Here is a 14,912-nt window from a genome sequence, read left to right on the forward strand (position 1 = left end):
GGCTGTGGACACGTGTGGGGGCACAGCGAATGAATAGGCTCGGGACAGATTCCACCTTCCCCCACGACACCTTCCCCCCACGACTACGACTGTCTCTACGACTTGGAGCTCTCGTGCACCGCAGACTCATCGCCCCCGGCGCGCTCACGGCCTCCCTGCTGCTGGCGATCCCGGCATCGGCCGCGAGCTACGCCCCTGGGGCGCCGGGCATCGGCGACCCCTACTATCCGGCGTACGGCAACGGCGGATACGACGTCTCGCACTACGACCTGCGGCTCAAGTACCAGCCCGCGACGGACGAGTTGGAGGGCACGGCAACCCTCCTCGCGACCACCACCCAGGATCTGTCGCGGTTCGATCTGGACTTCCTGCTGGACGTCGACGAGGTCCGCGTCAACGGTGTCCGGGCCTCTTTCGCCACCTCCGGCGAGCACGAACTGGAGATCACTCCGCGCACTCCCCTGCCCAAGGGGTCGGCGGTCACCGTCGTCGTGCGGTACAGCGGAGTTCCCTCGTCGAAGCAGGCGTACGGCTTCACCAGCTGGCACCGCACCCCGGACGGCGGCGTCGGCGCCAACGAGCCGGAGTCCGCCTGGTGGTGGTTCCCCAGCAACGACCACCCGCTCGACAAGGCCACGTACGACGTCTCGGTGCTCGTCCCGGACGGCTCGCAGGCGATCTCCAACGGCACGCTCCAGTCGACGAGTTCGCGCCTCGGCTGGACGCGCTACAACTGGCGCTCCAACAAGCCGCAGGCCACCTATCTCGCCACCCTCGCGGTCGGGCGGTTCGACGTCACGACCGGGACGACCGAGAGCGGCATCCCGGTGGTCAACGCCTACAGCAAGGACCTCGGCGACAACTACGGGGCCGCGCGGGCGAGCGTCGAGCGGACCGGGGAGGTCGCGGACTGGCTGGCGGGGTACTTCGGACGGTACCCCTTCAACGCGCTCGGCGGGTACGTCCCGAACACGACCACGGGGTACGCGCTGGAGACACAGACGCGGCCCTTCTACAGCCCGCGCCAGTTCGCGAACGGCACGAACGTCTCCGTCGTCGTCCATGAGCTGGCCCACCAGTGGTACGGCGACGACGTGTCCGTCGCCGGCTGGAAGGACATCTGGGTCAACGAGGGCTTCGCCCGGTACGCCCAGTGGCTGTGGTCCGAGCACGAGGACGAGGGCACGGCACAGGAACTCGCGGACTACGTGTACGCCCTGCACCCGGCCGACGATCCGTTCTGGACCGTGAAGCCGGGCGACCCGGGGCCCGAGAACCAGTTCGACCTGGCCGTCTACGACCGGGGCGCGCTGGCCCTCCAGGCGTTGCGCAACGAGATCGGCGACGCGGACTTCTTCGCGGTCCTGAAGGGGTGGCCGACGAAGTTCGCGTACGGCAACGCGTCCGTCGCCGACTTCCAGGCGTACGCCGAGCAGGTGTCCGGCGAGTCGCTGGGGACGCTGTTCGACACCTGGCTGTTCCAGGCGTCGAAACCGGACGCGCCGGCGGTGCGGGCGTCTGTCGTTCCGGTGACGCCGAAGTCCTGGAAGGAGATCGCGGCGACGAACTCCGTGCACGAGGGGCACTGAGTCTTCCCACCCACCCGTTTCCAGTCCGATAACCGGGTGCCCTGGAACTTCTCAAACGCCGGGCGGCCTCTCCAGCCCGTCCGGCGTTTGAGGACGAGGCCCCTTCAGGGCCGAAAGCGGGGGTCCGGGGGCACAGCCCCCAGGGCCGGGGGCGGCCGAACCCTAGCCGTCCCCGAACCCCTCCCCCTTCGCCGCCTTCTCCACCAGCAGTGCCGGCGGAGCGAACCGCTCCCCGTACCGCTCCGCCAGCTCACGCGCCCGCGCCACGAACCCCGGCAGGCCGCCCTCGTACCCGTTGATGTACTGCAGGACACCCCCCGTCCACCCCGGGAACCCGATCCCGAAGATCGAACCGATGTTGGCGTCGGCGACCGACGTCAGCACGCCCTCCTCCAGCAGCCTCACCGTGTCCAGCGCCTCCGAGAACAGCATCCGTTCCTGCATGTCCTTGAAGGGGATCCGCGCCGCACTCTCCCCGCCCTCACGCCCGAAGTGCTCCCGCAGCCCCGGCCACAGCCCCGCCCGCCTGCCGTCCTCCCCGTACTCGTAGAAGCCCCCGCCCCCGCTCCGCCCGGTACGGCCGAACTCGTCCACCATGCGGTCGATCACCGCCTCCGCGGGATGCGTCTCCCACGTACCGCCCGCCTCCTCCACGGCCCGCCTGGACTCCGCCCGGATTCTGCGCGGCAGCGTCAGCGTGAGTTCGTCCATCAGGGACAGCACCTTCGCCGGGTAACCGGCCTGCGCCGCCGCCTGTTCGACCGACGCGGGCTCGATGCCCTCGCCGACCATCGCCACACCCTCGTTGATGAAGTGCCCGATGACCCGCGAGGTGAAGAAGCCACGCGAGTCGTTGACGACGATCGGGGTCTTCCTGATCTGGCGGACCAGGTCGAAGGCCCGCGCCAGCGCCTCCTCCCCCGTCCGCTCGCCCTTGATGATCTCGACCAGCGGCATCCTGTCGACCGGCGAGAAGAAGTGCAGTCCGACGAAGTCGCCCTGCCGTTCGACACCTTCGGCGAGGGCGCTGATGGGCAGCGTCGAGGTGTTGGAGCACAGCAGCGCGTCCGGTGCGACGAGGTGCTGGATCTCCTGGAACACCTTGTGCTTCAGGGCCGGGTCCTCGAAGACCGCCTCGATGACCGCGTCGCAGCCGGCCACGTCCTGCGGATCCGAGGTCGGCGTGATCCGAGCCAGCAGCTCGTCCGCCTTCTCCTGGGTCGTACGCCCCCGGGAGACGGCTTTCGCGCACAGCTTCTCGGAGTAGTTCTTCCCGCGGGCCGCCGCTTCGGCCGACACGTCCTTGAGGACCACGTCGATGCCCGCGCGGGCGCACGAGTACGCGATGCCCGCGCCCATCATCCCGGCGCCGAGGACCGCCACCCTGCGGACCGGGCGCGGTTCGACGCCCTTGGGGCGGTTGGCGCCCGAGTTGACGGCCTGGAGGTCGAAGAAGAACGCCTGGATCATGTTCTTCGAGGTCTGTCCGGCGGCCAGTTCCACGAAGTAGCGGGCCTCGATGACCTGCGCGGTCTCGAAGTCGACCTGGGCGCCCTCGACGGCCGCCGCGAGGATGGCGCGCGGGGCCGGGTAGGGAGCGCCGTTCGTCTGCTTGCGCAGGTTGGCGGGGAAGGCGGGCAGGTTCGCCGCGAACCGGGGGCTGGCCGGGGTGCCGCCCGGGATGCGGTAGCCGGGCCTGTCCCAGGGCTGCCGCGACTCGGGGTTGGCGTCGATGAAGGCGCGGGCCTTGGCCATCAACTCATCCTGGGTGGCGGCCACTTCGTCGATCAGGCCGTTCTTCAGAGCGCGCTGGGGGCTGTACTGGGTGCCCTGGAGCAGCACCTTCAGCAGCGCGTCCGCGATGCCCAGCAGGCGTACCGTACGGACGACCCCGCCGCCTCCGGGGAGCAGGCCGAGGGTGACCTCGGGGCAGCCGATCTTCGTACCCGGCGCGTCGAGCGCGACCCGGTGGTGGCAGGCCAGAGCGAGCTCGTAACCACCGCCCAGGGCCGCGCCGTTCATCGCCGCGACCACCGGCTTGCCCAGGGTCTCGATGCGACGCAGGTCGCGCTTGATGGCGAGGCCGCCCTCGAACAGTTCCTGGGCCGTGTCGGGGGTGACCCGGATCAGGTCCCGCAGGTCGCCGCCCGCGAAGAACGTCTTCTTGGCGGAGGTGAGGATGACGCCGCGGATCGTGTCCTTCTCGGCCTCCAGGCGGTCGGTGACCACCGCGAGGGAGTCACGGAACGCCTGGTTCATGGTGTTCGCGGACTGGGCCGGGTCGTCGAGGACGAGGGTGACGAGACCGGTGCGGTCCTGTTCCCAGCGGATGGTGGTGCTCTGTGTCATGACAGGGATCTCCGTAGAAGCTCAGAAGTCTCTTGGTGCCGCCGAAGCCGCTGATAGCGCTGATTGCACTGATCGCGCTGAATCCGCTGGGAGTTCAGACCCGCTCGACGATCGTCGCGATGCCCATGCCGCCGCCCACGCACAGGGTGGCCAGGCCGTAGCGCTTGTCCTGGCGCTCCAGTTCGTCGATGAGCGTGCCGAGGATCATGGCGCCGGTGGCGCCCAGTGGGTGGCCGAGCGCGATGGCGCCGCCGTTGACGTTGATCCTGTCGAGGGGCAGGCCCATGTCCCGTGCGAAGCGCAGGACGACGGCCGCGAACGCCTCGTTGATCTCGACGAGGTCGATGTCGTCGATCGTCAGCCCGGCCTTGGCGAGGGCCTTGCGGGTGGCGGGTGCCGGGCCGGTGAGCATGATGGTGGGCTCGGAGCCGGACACGGCGGCGGAGACGATCCGCGCGCGCGGACGCAGCCCGTAGCGCTCGCCGACCTCCCGGGAACCGATGGCGACCAGCGAGGCGCCGTCCACGATGCCGGACGAGTTGCCCGCGTGATGGACGTGGTCGATCCTCTCGACCCAGTGGTACTTCTGGAGCGCCACGGCGTCGAAGCCGCCCAGGTCGCCGATGTCCGCGAACGACGGCTTCAGCCGGGCCAGGGAGTCGGCCGTGGTGCCGGGGCGCGGGTGTTCGTCGTGGTCGAGGACGACGAGGCCGTTGCGGTCCTTCACCGGGACGAGCGACCGCTCGAAACGGCCTTCCTTCGTAGCCGTCGCCGCCCGTTCCTGGGAGAGGGCGGCGTACTCGTCGACGTCGCGCCGTGAGAAGCCCTCGACGGTGGCGATGAGGTCGGCGCCGATGCCCTGGGGCACGAAGTCGACGGCGAGGTTGGTCATCGGGTCGTTGAACCAGGCGCCGCCGTCCGAGCCCATCGGCACCCGTGACATCGACTCGACGCCGCCCGCGAGGACAAGGTCCTCCCAGCCCGAGCGCACCTTGGCGGCGGCCATGTTGACGGCCTCCAGACCCGAGGCACAGAAGCGGTTCTCCTGGACGCCGGCCACGGTGTCCGGCAGTCCGGCGACGACCGCGGCGACCCGCGCGATGTCGGAACCCTGATCGCCGACCGGTCCGACGACGCCCAGCACGATGTCGTCGATCGCGGCCGGGTCGAGGTCCGGGAAGCGGCACCTGATCTCGTGGATGAGGCCGACGACGAGATCGACGGGCTTGGTGCCGTGCAGGGCTCCGCTCGCCTTGCCGCGTCCGCGCGGGGTGCGGATCGCGTCGTACACGTACGCTTCGGTGCTCACTGGTGGGCCTTTCGGGGTGGGTTGGGCGAGCGGGGACGACAGGGGGTCAGCCGCCGTCCCGCAGGAGCCGGGGCACGTCCCAGTCGCGCGCCACGTCGGCCGTGTCGGCGCCGGGCTGGGCGGGGCCGCTGTGGATCGACGTGTGGGTGACGGAGAAGCGGGGCGCGGGGGCGGGCTGGGTTATGCCGCCGTGGTCGGTGAAGGTGCCGCGGGCGGCCAGGTGCGGGTGGTGCGGGGCCTCGCGCAGCGAGAGGACGGGCGCCACGCAGGCGTCGGAACCCTCGAAGACGGCCGTCCACTCGTCCCTCGTACGGGTTCTGAAGCGGGCCGTGACGGCCTCGCGCAGCTCGTTCCAGCGGGCGATGTCCTTGCGGGCGCCGGAGTGCTCCGGGAGGCCGAGCAGGTCGAGGAACTCCTCGTAGAACTGCGGTTCCAGCGCGCCGACCGCCATGTACCGGCCGTCGGCGGTCTCGTACGTCCCGTAGTACGGGCAGCCGCCGTCGAGGAGGTTGGCGCCGCGCCGGTCCTGCCAGCCGCCCGCCGCGAGCATGCCGTGGATCATCGTGGCGAGGTGGGCGGCACCGTCGACGATCGCGGCGTCCACGACCTGGCCGGTGCCCGTCGCGCGCGCGAGGTGGAGGGCGGCGAGGACGCCGACGACGAGATAGAGCGAGCCGCCCGCGTAGTCGCCGAGGAGGTTGGCCGGGGCGGGCGGCGGTTCGTGCGGGTTGCCGATCAGGCCGAGGGTGCCGGTCGGGGCGAGGTAGGCGATGTCGTGCCCGGCGCGGCGGGCGAGCGGGCCCTCCTGGCCCCAGCCCGTCATCCGGCCGTAGACGAGCCTCGGGTTGCGGGCGTGGCAGGTCTCGGGTCCGATGCCGAGGCGCTCGGCGACGCCGGGGCGGTAGCCCTCGACCAGGATGTCGGCGCGGGCGGCCAGGTCCAGGACGCGGGAGGGTCCGTCGGCCGCCTTGAGGTCGACGATCACCGACCGTTTGTTGCGGTTGGTCACGTCGTACTCGGGGTTGACGGCGAGTCCGGTGCCCCCGGGCCGGTCCACCCGGACCACGTCGGCGCCAAGGTCGGCGAGGAGCATGGCCGCGAAGGGGCCGGGCCCGATGCCCGCCAGCTCGACCACCCGCACTCCGGAGAGCGGGCCGCTTCCCGCCGTCCCCGCAACCGACATCGAGCCCCCACTCCCCTACCCGAACCGATGTGACACCAGCGATGCTAGGAACGCGTTCCACTCCGCACAAGACTTCGCAGGACGTTGATTAAGCAAGCGCTTGGCCAAGCCGCTTCGTTCCGGACAACGACCGGCCGCGCGAGATCGATCCACCTCACGCTAGCCTCGACCACCGACAACGGCGCGGGATGCACAGCAAGGGGTGTCATGAACAGGCCGAGCAGGGTGGAACGCCCGTACGACATCGTGCTGTTCGGAGCCACTGGCTTCGTCGGCACACTCACCGCCGAATACCTCGCCGCGCACGCGCCCGAGGATCTGCGCTGGGCGGTCGCCGGCCGTGACCTGGACAAGCTGGAGCGCCTGCGTGAGCGCCTCGCGGACATCGGCGGGGCCGCCGCGGTCGGGGCGCTGGAGGCGGACGTCTCCGATCCGGCCTCGCTGCGCGCTCTCGCCGGGCACGCGCGCGTGCTGGCCACCACGGTCGGCCCCTATCTGACGTACGGCGAGGAACTGGTCGCCGCCTGCGCGGACGCCGGCACCGACTACCTCGACCTCAGTGGTGAGCCGGAGTTCGTCGACCTGATGTACGTCCGGCACGACACGCGCGCGCGGGAGACCGGCGCCCGGCTGGTGCACGCCTGCGGTTTCGACTCGATCCCGCACGACCTGGGCGCGTACTTCACCGTCGCGCAGCTGCCCAAGGGCGTGCCGCTGACCGTGGACGGGTTCGTGCGCGCCGAGGCGATGTTCTCGGGCGGCACCTTCGCCTCGGCCCTCAACCAGTTCTCCCGGGGACCGCAGATGCTGGCCGCCGCACGCGACCGCCGACGGCACGAGCCGCGGCTGCTGGGCCGCCGGGCGACCGCTCCCGCGAGCGCACCCCGGTACGCCGGGGAGGTCGACGCCTGGGCACTGCCACTGCCCACCATCGACCCGCAGGTCGTGGTGCGCTCGGCACGCGCGCTGGAACGGTACGGTCCCGATTTCCGTTACCGCCACTACGCGGCGGTACGACGGCTGCCCTTCGCGGCGGGCGGGATCGCCGCGGCCGGTGCGGTGTTCGCGGCGGCCCAGCTGCCGCCCGCGCGGCGCTGGCTGTCCGGGCGACTGCGGCCGGGTGACGGGCCGAGCGCGGAGCGGCGCGCGAAGAGCTGGTTCTCGGTGCGGTTCGTGGGTGAGGGCGGCGGCCGACGGGTGTTCACGGAGGTCTCGGGCGGCGACCCCGGCTACGACGAGACCGCGAAGATGTTCGCCGAGTCGGCGCTCTCCCTGGCCTTCGACGACCTCCCGGCGACGGCCGGTCAGGTCACCACCGCCGTGGCGATGGGCGACGCGCTGATCGAACGCCTGCGCAAGGCGGGCATCACGTTCCGGGTCGCGGCCAGCAGGTGACCGGCCGGGCCCTCGGAGACGAAGAAGGGCTTCCGGGGGCTTACTGGGCCCAGCCGGTGACCGTGTAGATCATGCCGACGATCCAGGCGAGCCCCGCCAGTACGGCGACGATCAGTGCGGCCGTGACGGCCCGCTCGACGGGCTGTGCGGGGCTGGCGACGGGCTTAGGGGCTCGGTGCGTGGTCATGGGCACAGCCTGCCGACAGCCCGGGCCCGCCGACATCCGTACACGTACTCAGAACAGGTACTCAGATGACCATCACCTGATCGCCTCGGGCGGTCGCTCCCCTTCAGGCGGTCGCTTCCTTCAGCGCCCGTCTGCACAGGGCGTCCGCCCGGCGGGTGGTCTCCGGGAGGCGGTAGTCCGGGGTGAGCGCGAGGGTGTGGGCGCAGGCCGTGTCGAGGGCCGTGCGGTGGCCGACCGAGACGAACACCGGTTTGACCGCGTCCCGGGTGCGCAGGGCGCGGCCGACCTCCTCCCCGCCCGCCAGGAGCGGGGACGCCGACCCACGCCGGGCGCCCGGCTCCTCGTAGGCGAAGGTGAACGGGTTCTTCGCGACGCCGATCGTGGGGAGGCCGGTGAGGACGCCGAGGTGGCTGGCGAGGCCGAAGCGGCGCGGGTGGGCCAGACCGTAGCCGTCGCAGACGACGAGGCCGGGCGGGACGGGAAGCGCGTCCAGGGCTGCCAGGACGGCCGGGATCTCGCGGAACGCGAGCAGACCGGGCACGTACGGAAAGGGGACCCGCCCGGCGGCCGTGGCCTCGGCGACGACGTCGAGGCTCGTCGCGTCCAGGACGACCGCGGCGGCCACGACGAGGTCCCGCTCGTCGTCGTAGGCCACATCGACGCCCGTGACGTGCCCGGTCCCGGCCGGCGGCCCCGGCTCGTCCAGCACCACCCGCAGCCGCAGCTCGTCCTGGACCGCGCGGGCCCGTTCCTCGGTCGTGGGCCAGCCTGCCGGAACGGGTACGGTCGTCGTCTTCATCTCCATGGTGCCGACGAGCGTACGAGCCGGCCCTGGGTCACTTGTCGCCGAGGGCCTTCTTCAGCTGCGCCTTGTTCATGCTTGAGCGGCCGTTCACGTTCCGCTTCCTGGCCTCCTCGTAGAGCTGGTCGTACGTGGGGCCCTGGGCGCCCGTGTGCGAGCGCTGTCCGCCGCGCCTGGCGGACGACATGTCCTGGGTGGACGTACGGCTGGCGGTCTTGGACTCGCCGGACCGGGCGCGTTCCTTGTTGACGGTCCGCGCGGCGATCTCCTCGGCGCGCTTCTCGCTCTCGCCCCGGTCCAGCGCACTGTCCTTGATGTGCTCGTACTGGCGTTCCCGCTTGGGGCTCGCACCACGTGGCATGACCGTTCACTCCCTTGGCTCGCGCTGCCCTCTCGTGCCGGTTCGGTGAACGGGTACCCGTGTCTCAGGATTCGAGCCGTGCCACCCGGCCCTTCTCCCCGGAGGCCCAGCAGCCCAGGTCGGGGGCGCAGTCCACGGTGTCGTACGAGCCCGTGTCGACGGTCTTCCAGGTGCGCCCCGCGTCCGTGGTGAGGTCGGTGCCGGTCGGGCCGACCGCGAGCGCTGCCGTGCGGCTGTACGGGAGCCAGGCGACGCCGGAGCGGTAGGCGGGCGGCGGTGTGGTCGCCGTCGTCCAGGTGCGACCGCCGTCCGCGCTGACCACCCCCGCGCGCGGGGAGGCCTGGTCGGCGCGGTAGTCGCCGCCCACGGCCAGTCCGTGCGCGCGGTCGCGGAAGGCGAGCGCGAAGACGCCGCGGGCCGGGTCGCCCGCCGGTATCGGCGTGCCGGTGGCCGTCCAGGTGAGCCCTCGGTCGGCGGAGTGCAGCACACGCGCGCGTGCACCCCCGCCCGTGGCCAGCCACACGTCACGCGGCCCCGAACTCACCAGGCACTGTCCGCTCGCCGCGAAGCCCGCCTCGCCCTCCAGCGCGGCCGGCATGCCGGCGCTGGGCAGCACTGTCCAGGAGCGTCCGCCGTCGCTGGTGGACAGGATGCGGAACTTCCCGTCCACCGGATCGCTCATCGCGAGGCCGTGGCGGCTGTCGAAGAAGGTGAGGCAGTCGTAGAAGGCCCTGGCGTCGGTGTTGCGGAAGGACTCGGTCCAGGTCTCGCCGCCGTCGTCGGTGCGGTAGACGCGGGAGGCCTCTCCCTCGCCGATGGCCAGGACCACGGCGCGCCGCGCGTCGAACGCCTCGATGTCCCGGAACTGGAGCTCGGCCACACCCGGCGGAGAGACGTTTCGCCAGCTCGTCCCGCCGTCGGTGGTGCGCAGGACGGTGCCCTGGGTACCGGCGACCCAGGCGGTGCCTCGGCTGACGGCGGACAGTCCGCGGAAGCGGACGTCGGTGGTGCCGCTGTCCTTCGGCGCCCAGTGCGGCGTGCGGTGCCCGGCTCCGGGCACCGCGCCCGTCCCCTCGGACGCCTGCGCGGGTGCTGCCAGCCCGGCGGCCACGGCGGCGAGCGCAGCCGCGCACGTGCCCGCCATCACCATTCGCCTCGTCCGACTCGCACGCCTGTTCTGTCGCTGCATTCTCATGATCCTCATGGCGGGCGAACGTAGCAGTGAATGAACTCGGTGACAGAGGTCACTCGAAATTCAGGTGCACTGTTTGGCTCGTTCCAGCGTCTCTCTCAGTGTGCGGACCGTTCCAACCCGGAGTCCGGCCAACCGTCACAAGGGAGCAAGGCGTTGTTCACCGTCATCGAGCAGCTCGTAGATGCCCGTCTCGTCGCCGCCGCACCGCGGATGACAAGCATTCCCGCAACGCTCACGTACGACCGGAGCGACCCGTTCGCGGTCCGGATGACCTTCCCCGCGTCGGCCACACTGGAGGGCGTGGAGGTCTGCTGGACCTTCGCCCGCGAACTCCTCGCCGACGGCATGCGGGAGCCTCAGGGTCACGGCGACGTACGAGTGCGGCCGTACGGCTACGACCGTACGGTGCTGGAGTTCCACGCCCCCGAAGGGACCGCGGTCGTGCATGTCCGCTCCGGCGAGCTGCGGCACTTCCTGGCGGCCACCACCGAGCTGGTGCCCGTCGGTCTCGAGCATCTCCAGACGGACCTGGACCGCGACCTCGCGGAGCTGATGCGCGACGCCCTGTGACAGCCCCAGCCCACGTTTAATCCTTTGACAGCCTGAAACGCCTCTTCCTACGCTGTACGCGGTCCTGTTGCCGTCGAATTGGAGAAGGACGTTGCTCTACTGAGGTCCTGAGACACCGCGCCCCACACCCTCCAGTGGTGTGTGTGCGTAGCGTGCGACCTCGGTGCCCGAGCCGTCCGTGCCTCCCTCCGGAGCAGGGCCTTTCTCGTGCCATCAGGACTCTTTCGCCGCCCGTCGGTGTCTCGACACGCGTTTGCCCCGACCGACCCAAGCAACCGCGAGGCCACATGTCAGCCACCACTTCCGTCGCCGTCACCTCCCTGTCCTTCGCCTGGCCCGACGGCACCGCCGTCTTCGACGGTCTCGACGTCGCCGTCGGCCCCGGCCGCACCGGGCTCGTCGGCGTCAACGGATCAGGGAAATCAACCCTGTTGAAGCTCATCGCCGGGCAACTGCGGCCCGCCGACGGCACCGTCCGTGTCGCGGGCGACGTCGGTTACCTCCCGCAGACCGTCATCCTCGACACCGCGCTGCGCGTCGAGGAGGTGCTCGGCATCTCCGCCCAGCGGGCCGCGCTGCACGCCATCGAGGCGGGTGACGTGGCCGAGGGGCACTTCGAGACGATCGGCGACGACTGGGACGTCGAGGAACGCGCCCTGGTCACGCTCGGCGAACTCGGCCTCGGCCACATCGACTTGGACCGCACGGTCGGCGAGGTCTCGGGCGGTGAGGCGGTTCTCCTGCGGCTGGCCGCGCTGCTGCTGGACCGCCCGGACGTCCTCCTGCTGGACGAGCCGACCAACAACCTGGACCTGTACGCGCGCCGACGGCTCTACACGGCCGTCTCCTCCTGGTCCGGCGTGATGATCGTGGTCAGCCATGACCGCGAACTCCTGGACCTGGTCGACCAGATCGCCGACCTGCGCTCCGGGGAGGTCACCTGGTACGGCGGCACCTTCTCTGCGTACGAGGAGGCACTCGCCACCGAACAGGAGGCGGCCGAGCGCATGGTGCGCGTGGCCGAGGCCGACGTGAAGAAGCAGAAGCGCGAACTGGCCGACGCCCAGCTCAAGTTGGCCCGCCGCAAGAAGTACGGACAGAAGATGGCCGAGCAGAAGCGCGAGCCGAAGATCGTCATGGGGGCACGCAGACGGGCCGCCCAGGAGTCGGCGGGCAAGCACCGCATCATGCACGAGGAGCGGCTCGCCGGCGCGAAGGAGCGGCTCGACGAGGCGGTGGACGCCGTACGGGACGACGACGAGATCCGCGTCGACCTGCCCGGCACGGCCCTACCGCCCGGGCGTACCGTACTCACGATCCTGGACCTGGAGTTGGCGTACGGAGCGAGCGCGGGCTCCTTCGATCTGCGCGGGCCCGAGCGGGTCGCGCTGATCGGACGCAACGGTTCGGGCAAGACGACCCTGCTGCGGACGATCGCCGGCGAACTGGCCCCGGTCGCCGGGGAGACGAAGACACACGTGCCGCTGCGCTTTCTTCCGCAGCGGCTCGATGTCCTCGACGACGAGCTGACCGTCGCCGAGAACGTGGCCCGGTTCGCCCCGGGCGCCACCAACAACCGGGTCCGCGCCCGGCTGGCCCGCTTCCTGTTCCGGGGTGCCCGCGCCGACCAGCGGGCGGCGACCCTGTCGGGCGGTGAGCGGTTCCGTGCCGCCCTGGCCGCCCTGATGCTGGCGGAGCCCGCGCCGCAGTTCCTGATGCTGGACGAGCCGACCAACAACCTGGACATGGCGAGCGCGCGACAGCTCACGACGGCCCTGGACTCGTACGAGGGAGCACTGATCGTCGCCAGCCACGACCTGCCGTTCCTGGAGTCGATCGGGATCACCCGGTGGCTGCTGCTGGACGGGGAGCTGAGGGAGATCGATCCGGAGGAGGTGGGATGATCGACAGCGGGACGCGGCCCCGGTCCGCCTCCGTCTGACCTCCGGGGCTTTTGTCCGCACAGGCCGGGGCTGCATGATGTGCGCGGACACCCCCTTCCGATACGGAGTTCCCTCGTGCCCAGCAAGAAGGCCCTCATACGCCGCCCGAGCCCGCGCCTGACCGAGGGCCTCGTCACGCACATCGAGCGCGAGAAGATCGACGCCGACCTCGCCGGCCGGCAGTGGGAGATGTACGCGGAGGCCCTGCGCACGCACGGCTGGGAGACCGTCGAGGTGGATCCGGCGGACGACTGCCCGGACTCGGTGTTCGTCGAGGACGCGGTGGTCGTCCACCGGAACGTCGCGCTGATCGCGCGGCCCGGCGCCGAGTCCCGGCGCGATGAGACCGGCGGCGTCGAGGAGGCGGTGGCCCGCCTCGGCTGCTCGGTGAACTGGGTCTGGGAGCCGGGCACGCTGGAGGGCGGTGACGTCCTCAAGGTCGGCGACACCATCTACGTCGGGCGGGGCGGGCGGACCAACGCCGCCGGGGTGCAGCAGCTCAAGGCCGTGTTCGAACCGCTCGGCGCCCGGGTCGTCGCCGTGCCGGTGAGCAGCGTGCTGCACCTGAAGTCCGCGGTCACCGCACTGCCGGACGGAACCGTCATCGGGTACGAGCCCCTGGTGGACACCCCGTCCCTCTTCCCGCGCTTCCTGCCGGTGCCGGAGGAGTCCGGGGCGCACGTGGTGCTGTTGGGCGGCGGGAAGCTGCTGATGGCCGCGAGCGCGCCGAAGACGGCCGAACTGCTCGCCGATCTCGGGCACGAGCCGGTGGTCGTCGACATCAGCGAGTTCGAGAAGCTGGAAGGCTGTGTGACATGCCTCTCGGTTCGGCTGCGGGAGCTGTACATGTGACCGGGCTAGCGGGGTACTCGTCCGGTCCCGGACCTGCGAGTCCGGAGGCTTACCAGGTTCTGGCACAAACGCGCTGATCAGCGATCTTTACAGCGTTCTTAACTTACGGTGGCGTAACCTACGGGAACGTAGCCTACGATGCCGTAGGTTGGGTAACGGCAGTCCGCTCACCCGCTCGCAACGTCATTCTGGAGCATTCATGACGATCACTTCCCCGCACCTCGGCAGCCCGTCCAGCGCCTGGACCGACGCTCGGCTGCTGTACGCCCTGGAAGAAGTGGTCGAGACGGAACTCAACCGTCATCTGAAGGTCGCCAAGGACTGGATGCCGCACGAGTACGTGCCGTGGAGCGACGCCCGCAACTTCCCCGGCATCTTCGAGGACGGCGAGGCCTGGGGCAAGGAGCAGTCCAAGGTCACCGAGCTCGGCCGGATCGCCCTGGTCGTCAACCTCCTCACCGAGGACAACCTCCCCAGCTACCACCACGAGATCGCCAGCCTCTTCGGCCGCGACGGTGCCTGGGGCACCTGGGTGCACCGCTGGACGGCGGAGGAGGGCCGGCACGGCATCGTGATGCGCGACTATCTGCTCGCCTCCCGCGCGGTCGACCCGGACAAGCTCGAAGAGTTCCGTATGCAGCACATGGCCGAGGGCTTCGAGTCGGACAACCGGCACTCCATGCTGCACTCGGTGGCGTACGTCGCCTTCCAGGAGCTGGCCACCCGTGTCTCGCACCGCAACACCGGCCACCAGTCCGGCGACCCGGTCTGCGACCGCATGCTGGCCCGCATCGCGACCGACGAGAACCTGCACATGGTCTTCTACCGGAACCTGCTGAAGGCCGCGTTCGAACTCGCGCCCGACCTGACCATGCAGGCGGTCCGGGACGTGATCGTCAACTTCCGCATGCCCGGTCACGGCATGCCCGGCTTCGAGCGGGCCGCCGCGCAGATGGCGATCGGCGAGGTCTACAACATGCGCATCCACCACGACGACGTGCTCCAGCCCGTCCTGCGCCACCTGAAGGTCATGGACATGGGCGACCTCGGTCCCGAGGGTCTCCAGGCCCAGGAGGAACTGGGCATGTTCATGGGCGGCCTGGACTCGGAGGCCTCCAAGTTCGACGCGAAGCTCGCGGCCCGCAAGGCCCGCATGGCGGCCCGCGCCGCCGGCTGA

13 protein-coding genes are annotated in these 14,912 nt (G+C 70.8%); 6 read left to right on the forward strand and 7 right to left on the reverse strand.

Translation table 11 applies throughout. The annotated features are described in order from the left end of the window. Window positions 1-113 precede the first annotated feature (113 nt). Entirely contained in the window at window positions 114-1,589 is a 1,476-nt protein-coding gene (locus ACW4TU_RS06005) for a M1 family metallopeptidase (protein WP_457425341.1), read from the forward strand. A 162-nt stretch (window positions 1,590-1,751) separates the two neighbouring features. On the opposite strand, the gene ACW4TU_RS06010 is transcribed toward ACW4TU_RS06005, so the two are convergent. The 3 genes from ACW4TU_RS06010 to ACW4TU_RS06020 all read right to left on the reverse strand — a co-directional run bounded on the left by ACW4TU_RS06010 (window position 1,752) and on the right by ACW4TU_RS06020 (window position 6,430). Continuing rightward, on the reverse strand, window positions 1,752-3,938 hold the full coding sequence (locus ACW4TU_RS06010) for a 3-hydroxyacyl-CoA dehydrogenase NAD-binding domain-containing protein (RefSeq protein WP_457425343.1): 2,187 nt from the start codon (window positions 3,936-3,938) through the stop codon (window positions 1,752-1,754). Between the two features lie 94 nt (window positions 3,939-4,032). Beyond that, entirely contained in the window at window positions 4,033-5,247 is a 1,215-nt protein-coding gene (locus tag ACW4TU_RS06015) for an acetyl-CoA C-acetyltransferase (RefSeq protein ID WP_457425345.1), read from the reverse strand. A 46-nt stretch (window positions 5,248-5,293) separates the two neighbouring features. After that, a complete protein-coding gene (locus tag ACW4TU_RS06020) occupies window positions 5,294-6,430 on the reverse strand; it encodes a CaiB/BaiF CoA transferase family protein (RefSeq protein WP_457425347.1) in 1,137 nt (378 codons plus the stop codon). A 207-nt stretch (window positions 6,431-6,637) separates the two neighbouring features. Here ACW4TU_RS06020 and ACW4TU_RS06025 point away from each other — a divergent pair, with 207 nt between their 5' ends. Next, window positions 6,638-7,825: a saccharopine dehydrogenase family protein gene (locus tag ACW4TU_RS06025; RefSeq protein WP_457425349.1), complete on the forward strand. Its 1,188-nt coding sequence runs from the start codon at window positions 6,638-6,640 to the stop codon at window positions 7,823-7,825. A 40-nt stretch (window positions 7,826-7,865) separates the two neighbouring features. Here ACW4TU_RS06025 and mmpA read toward each other — a convergent pair whose 3' ends face one another. The 4 genes from mmpA to ACW4TU_RS06045 form a co-directional block, all read right to left on the reverse strand. After that, on the reverse strand, window positions 7,866-8,012 hold the full coding sequence (gene mmpA, locus ACW4TU_RS06030) for a morphogenic membrane protein MmpA (RefSeq protein WP_203690270.1): 147 nt from the start codon (window positions 8,010-8,012) through the stop codon (window positions 7,866-7,868). A gap of 103 nt (window positions 8,013-8,115) precedes the next feature. After that, complete coding sequence (locus ACW4TU_RS06035; protein WP_457425352.1) at window positions 8,116-8,817, reverse strand: endonuclease V; 702 nt, start codon at window positions 8,815-8,817, stop codon at window positions 8,116-8,118. Between the two features lie 31 nt (window positions 8,818-8,848). After that, the gene (locus ACW4TU_RS06040) at window positions 8,849-9,175 is read right to left on the reverse strand and encodes a plasmid stabilization protein (protein WP_457425354.1); all 327 of its coding nucleotides are present in this window, start codon (window positions 9,173-9,175) and stop codon (window positions 8,849-8,851) included. Between the two features lie 64 nt (window positions 9,176-9,239). Next, window positions 9,240-10,325, reverse strand: a complete 1,086-nt coding sequence (locus ACW4TU_RS06045) for a WD40/YVTN/BNR-like repeat-containing protein (protein ID WP_457429945.1) — start codon at window positions 10,323-10,325, stop codon at window positions 9,240-9,242. Window positions 10,326-10,523: 198 nt separating this feature from the next. Between ACW4TU_RS06045 and ssgD the strand changes: the two genes are divergently transcribed. The 4 genes from ssgD (at window position 10,524) to ACW4TU_RS06065 (ending at window position 14,912) form a co-directional block, all read left to right on the forward strand. Next, a complete protein-coding gene (gene ssgD / locus ACW4TU_RS06050) occupies window positions 10,524-10,940 on the forward strand; it encodes a spore wall synthesis regulator SsgD (protein ID WP_457425356.1) in 417 nt (138 codons plus the stop codon). Window positions 10,941-11,227: 287 nt separating this feature from the next. Further along, entirely contained in the window at window positions 11,228-12,844 is a 1,617-nt protein-coding gene (locus tag ACW4TU_RS06055) for an ABC-F family ATP-binding cassette domain-containing protein (RefSeq protein WP_457425358.1), read from the forward strand. Between the two features lie 114 nt (window positions 12,845-12,958). After that, window positions 12,959-13,735 (forward strand): dimethylargininase, encoded by a 777-nt coding sequence (ddaH, locus tag ACW4TU_RS06060; RefSeq protein ID WP_457425360.1) that lies wholly within the window; start codon window positions 12,959-12,961, stop codon window positions 13,733-13,735. Window positions 13,736-13,934: 199 nt separating this feature from the next. Beyond that, the gene (locus tag ACW4TU_RS06065; RefSeq protein ID WP_457425362.1) at window positions 13,935-14,912 is read left to right on the forward strand and encodes an acyl-ACP desaturase; all 978 of its coding nucleotides are present in this window, start codon (window positions 13,935-13,937) and stop codon (window positions 14,910-14,912) included.

This window comes from Streptomyces kryoterrae (assembly GCF_054072135.1).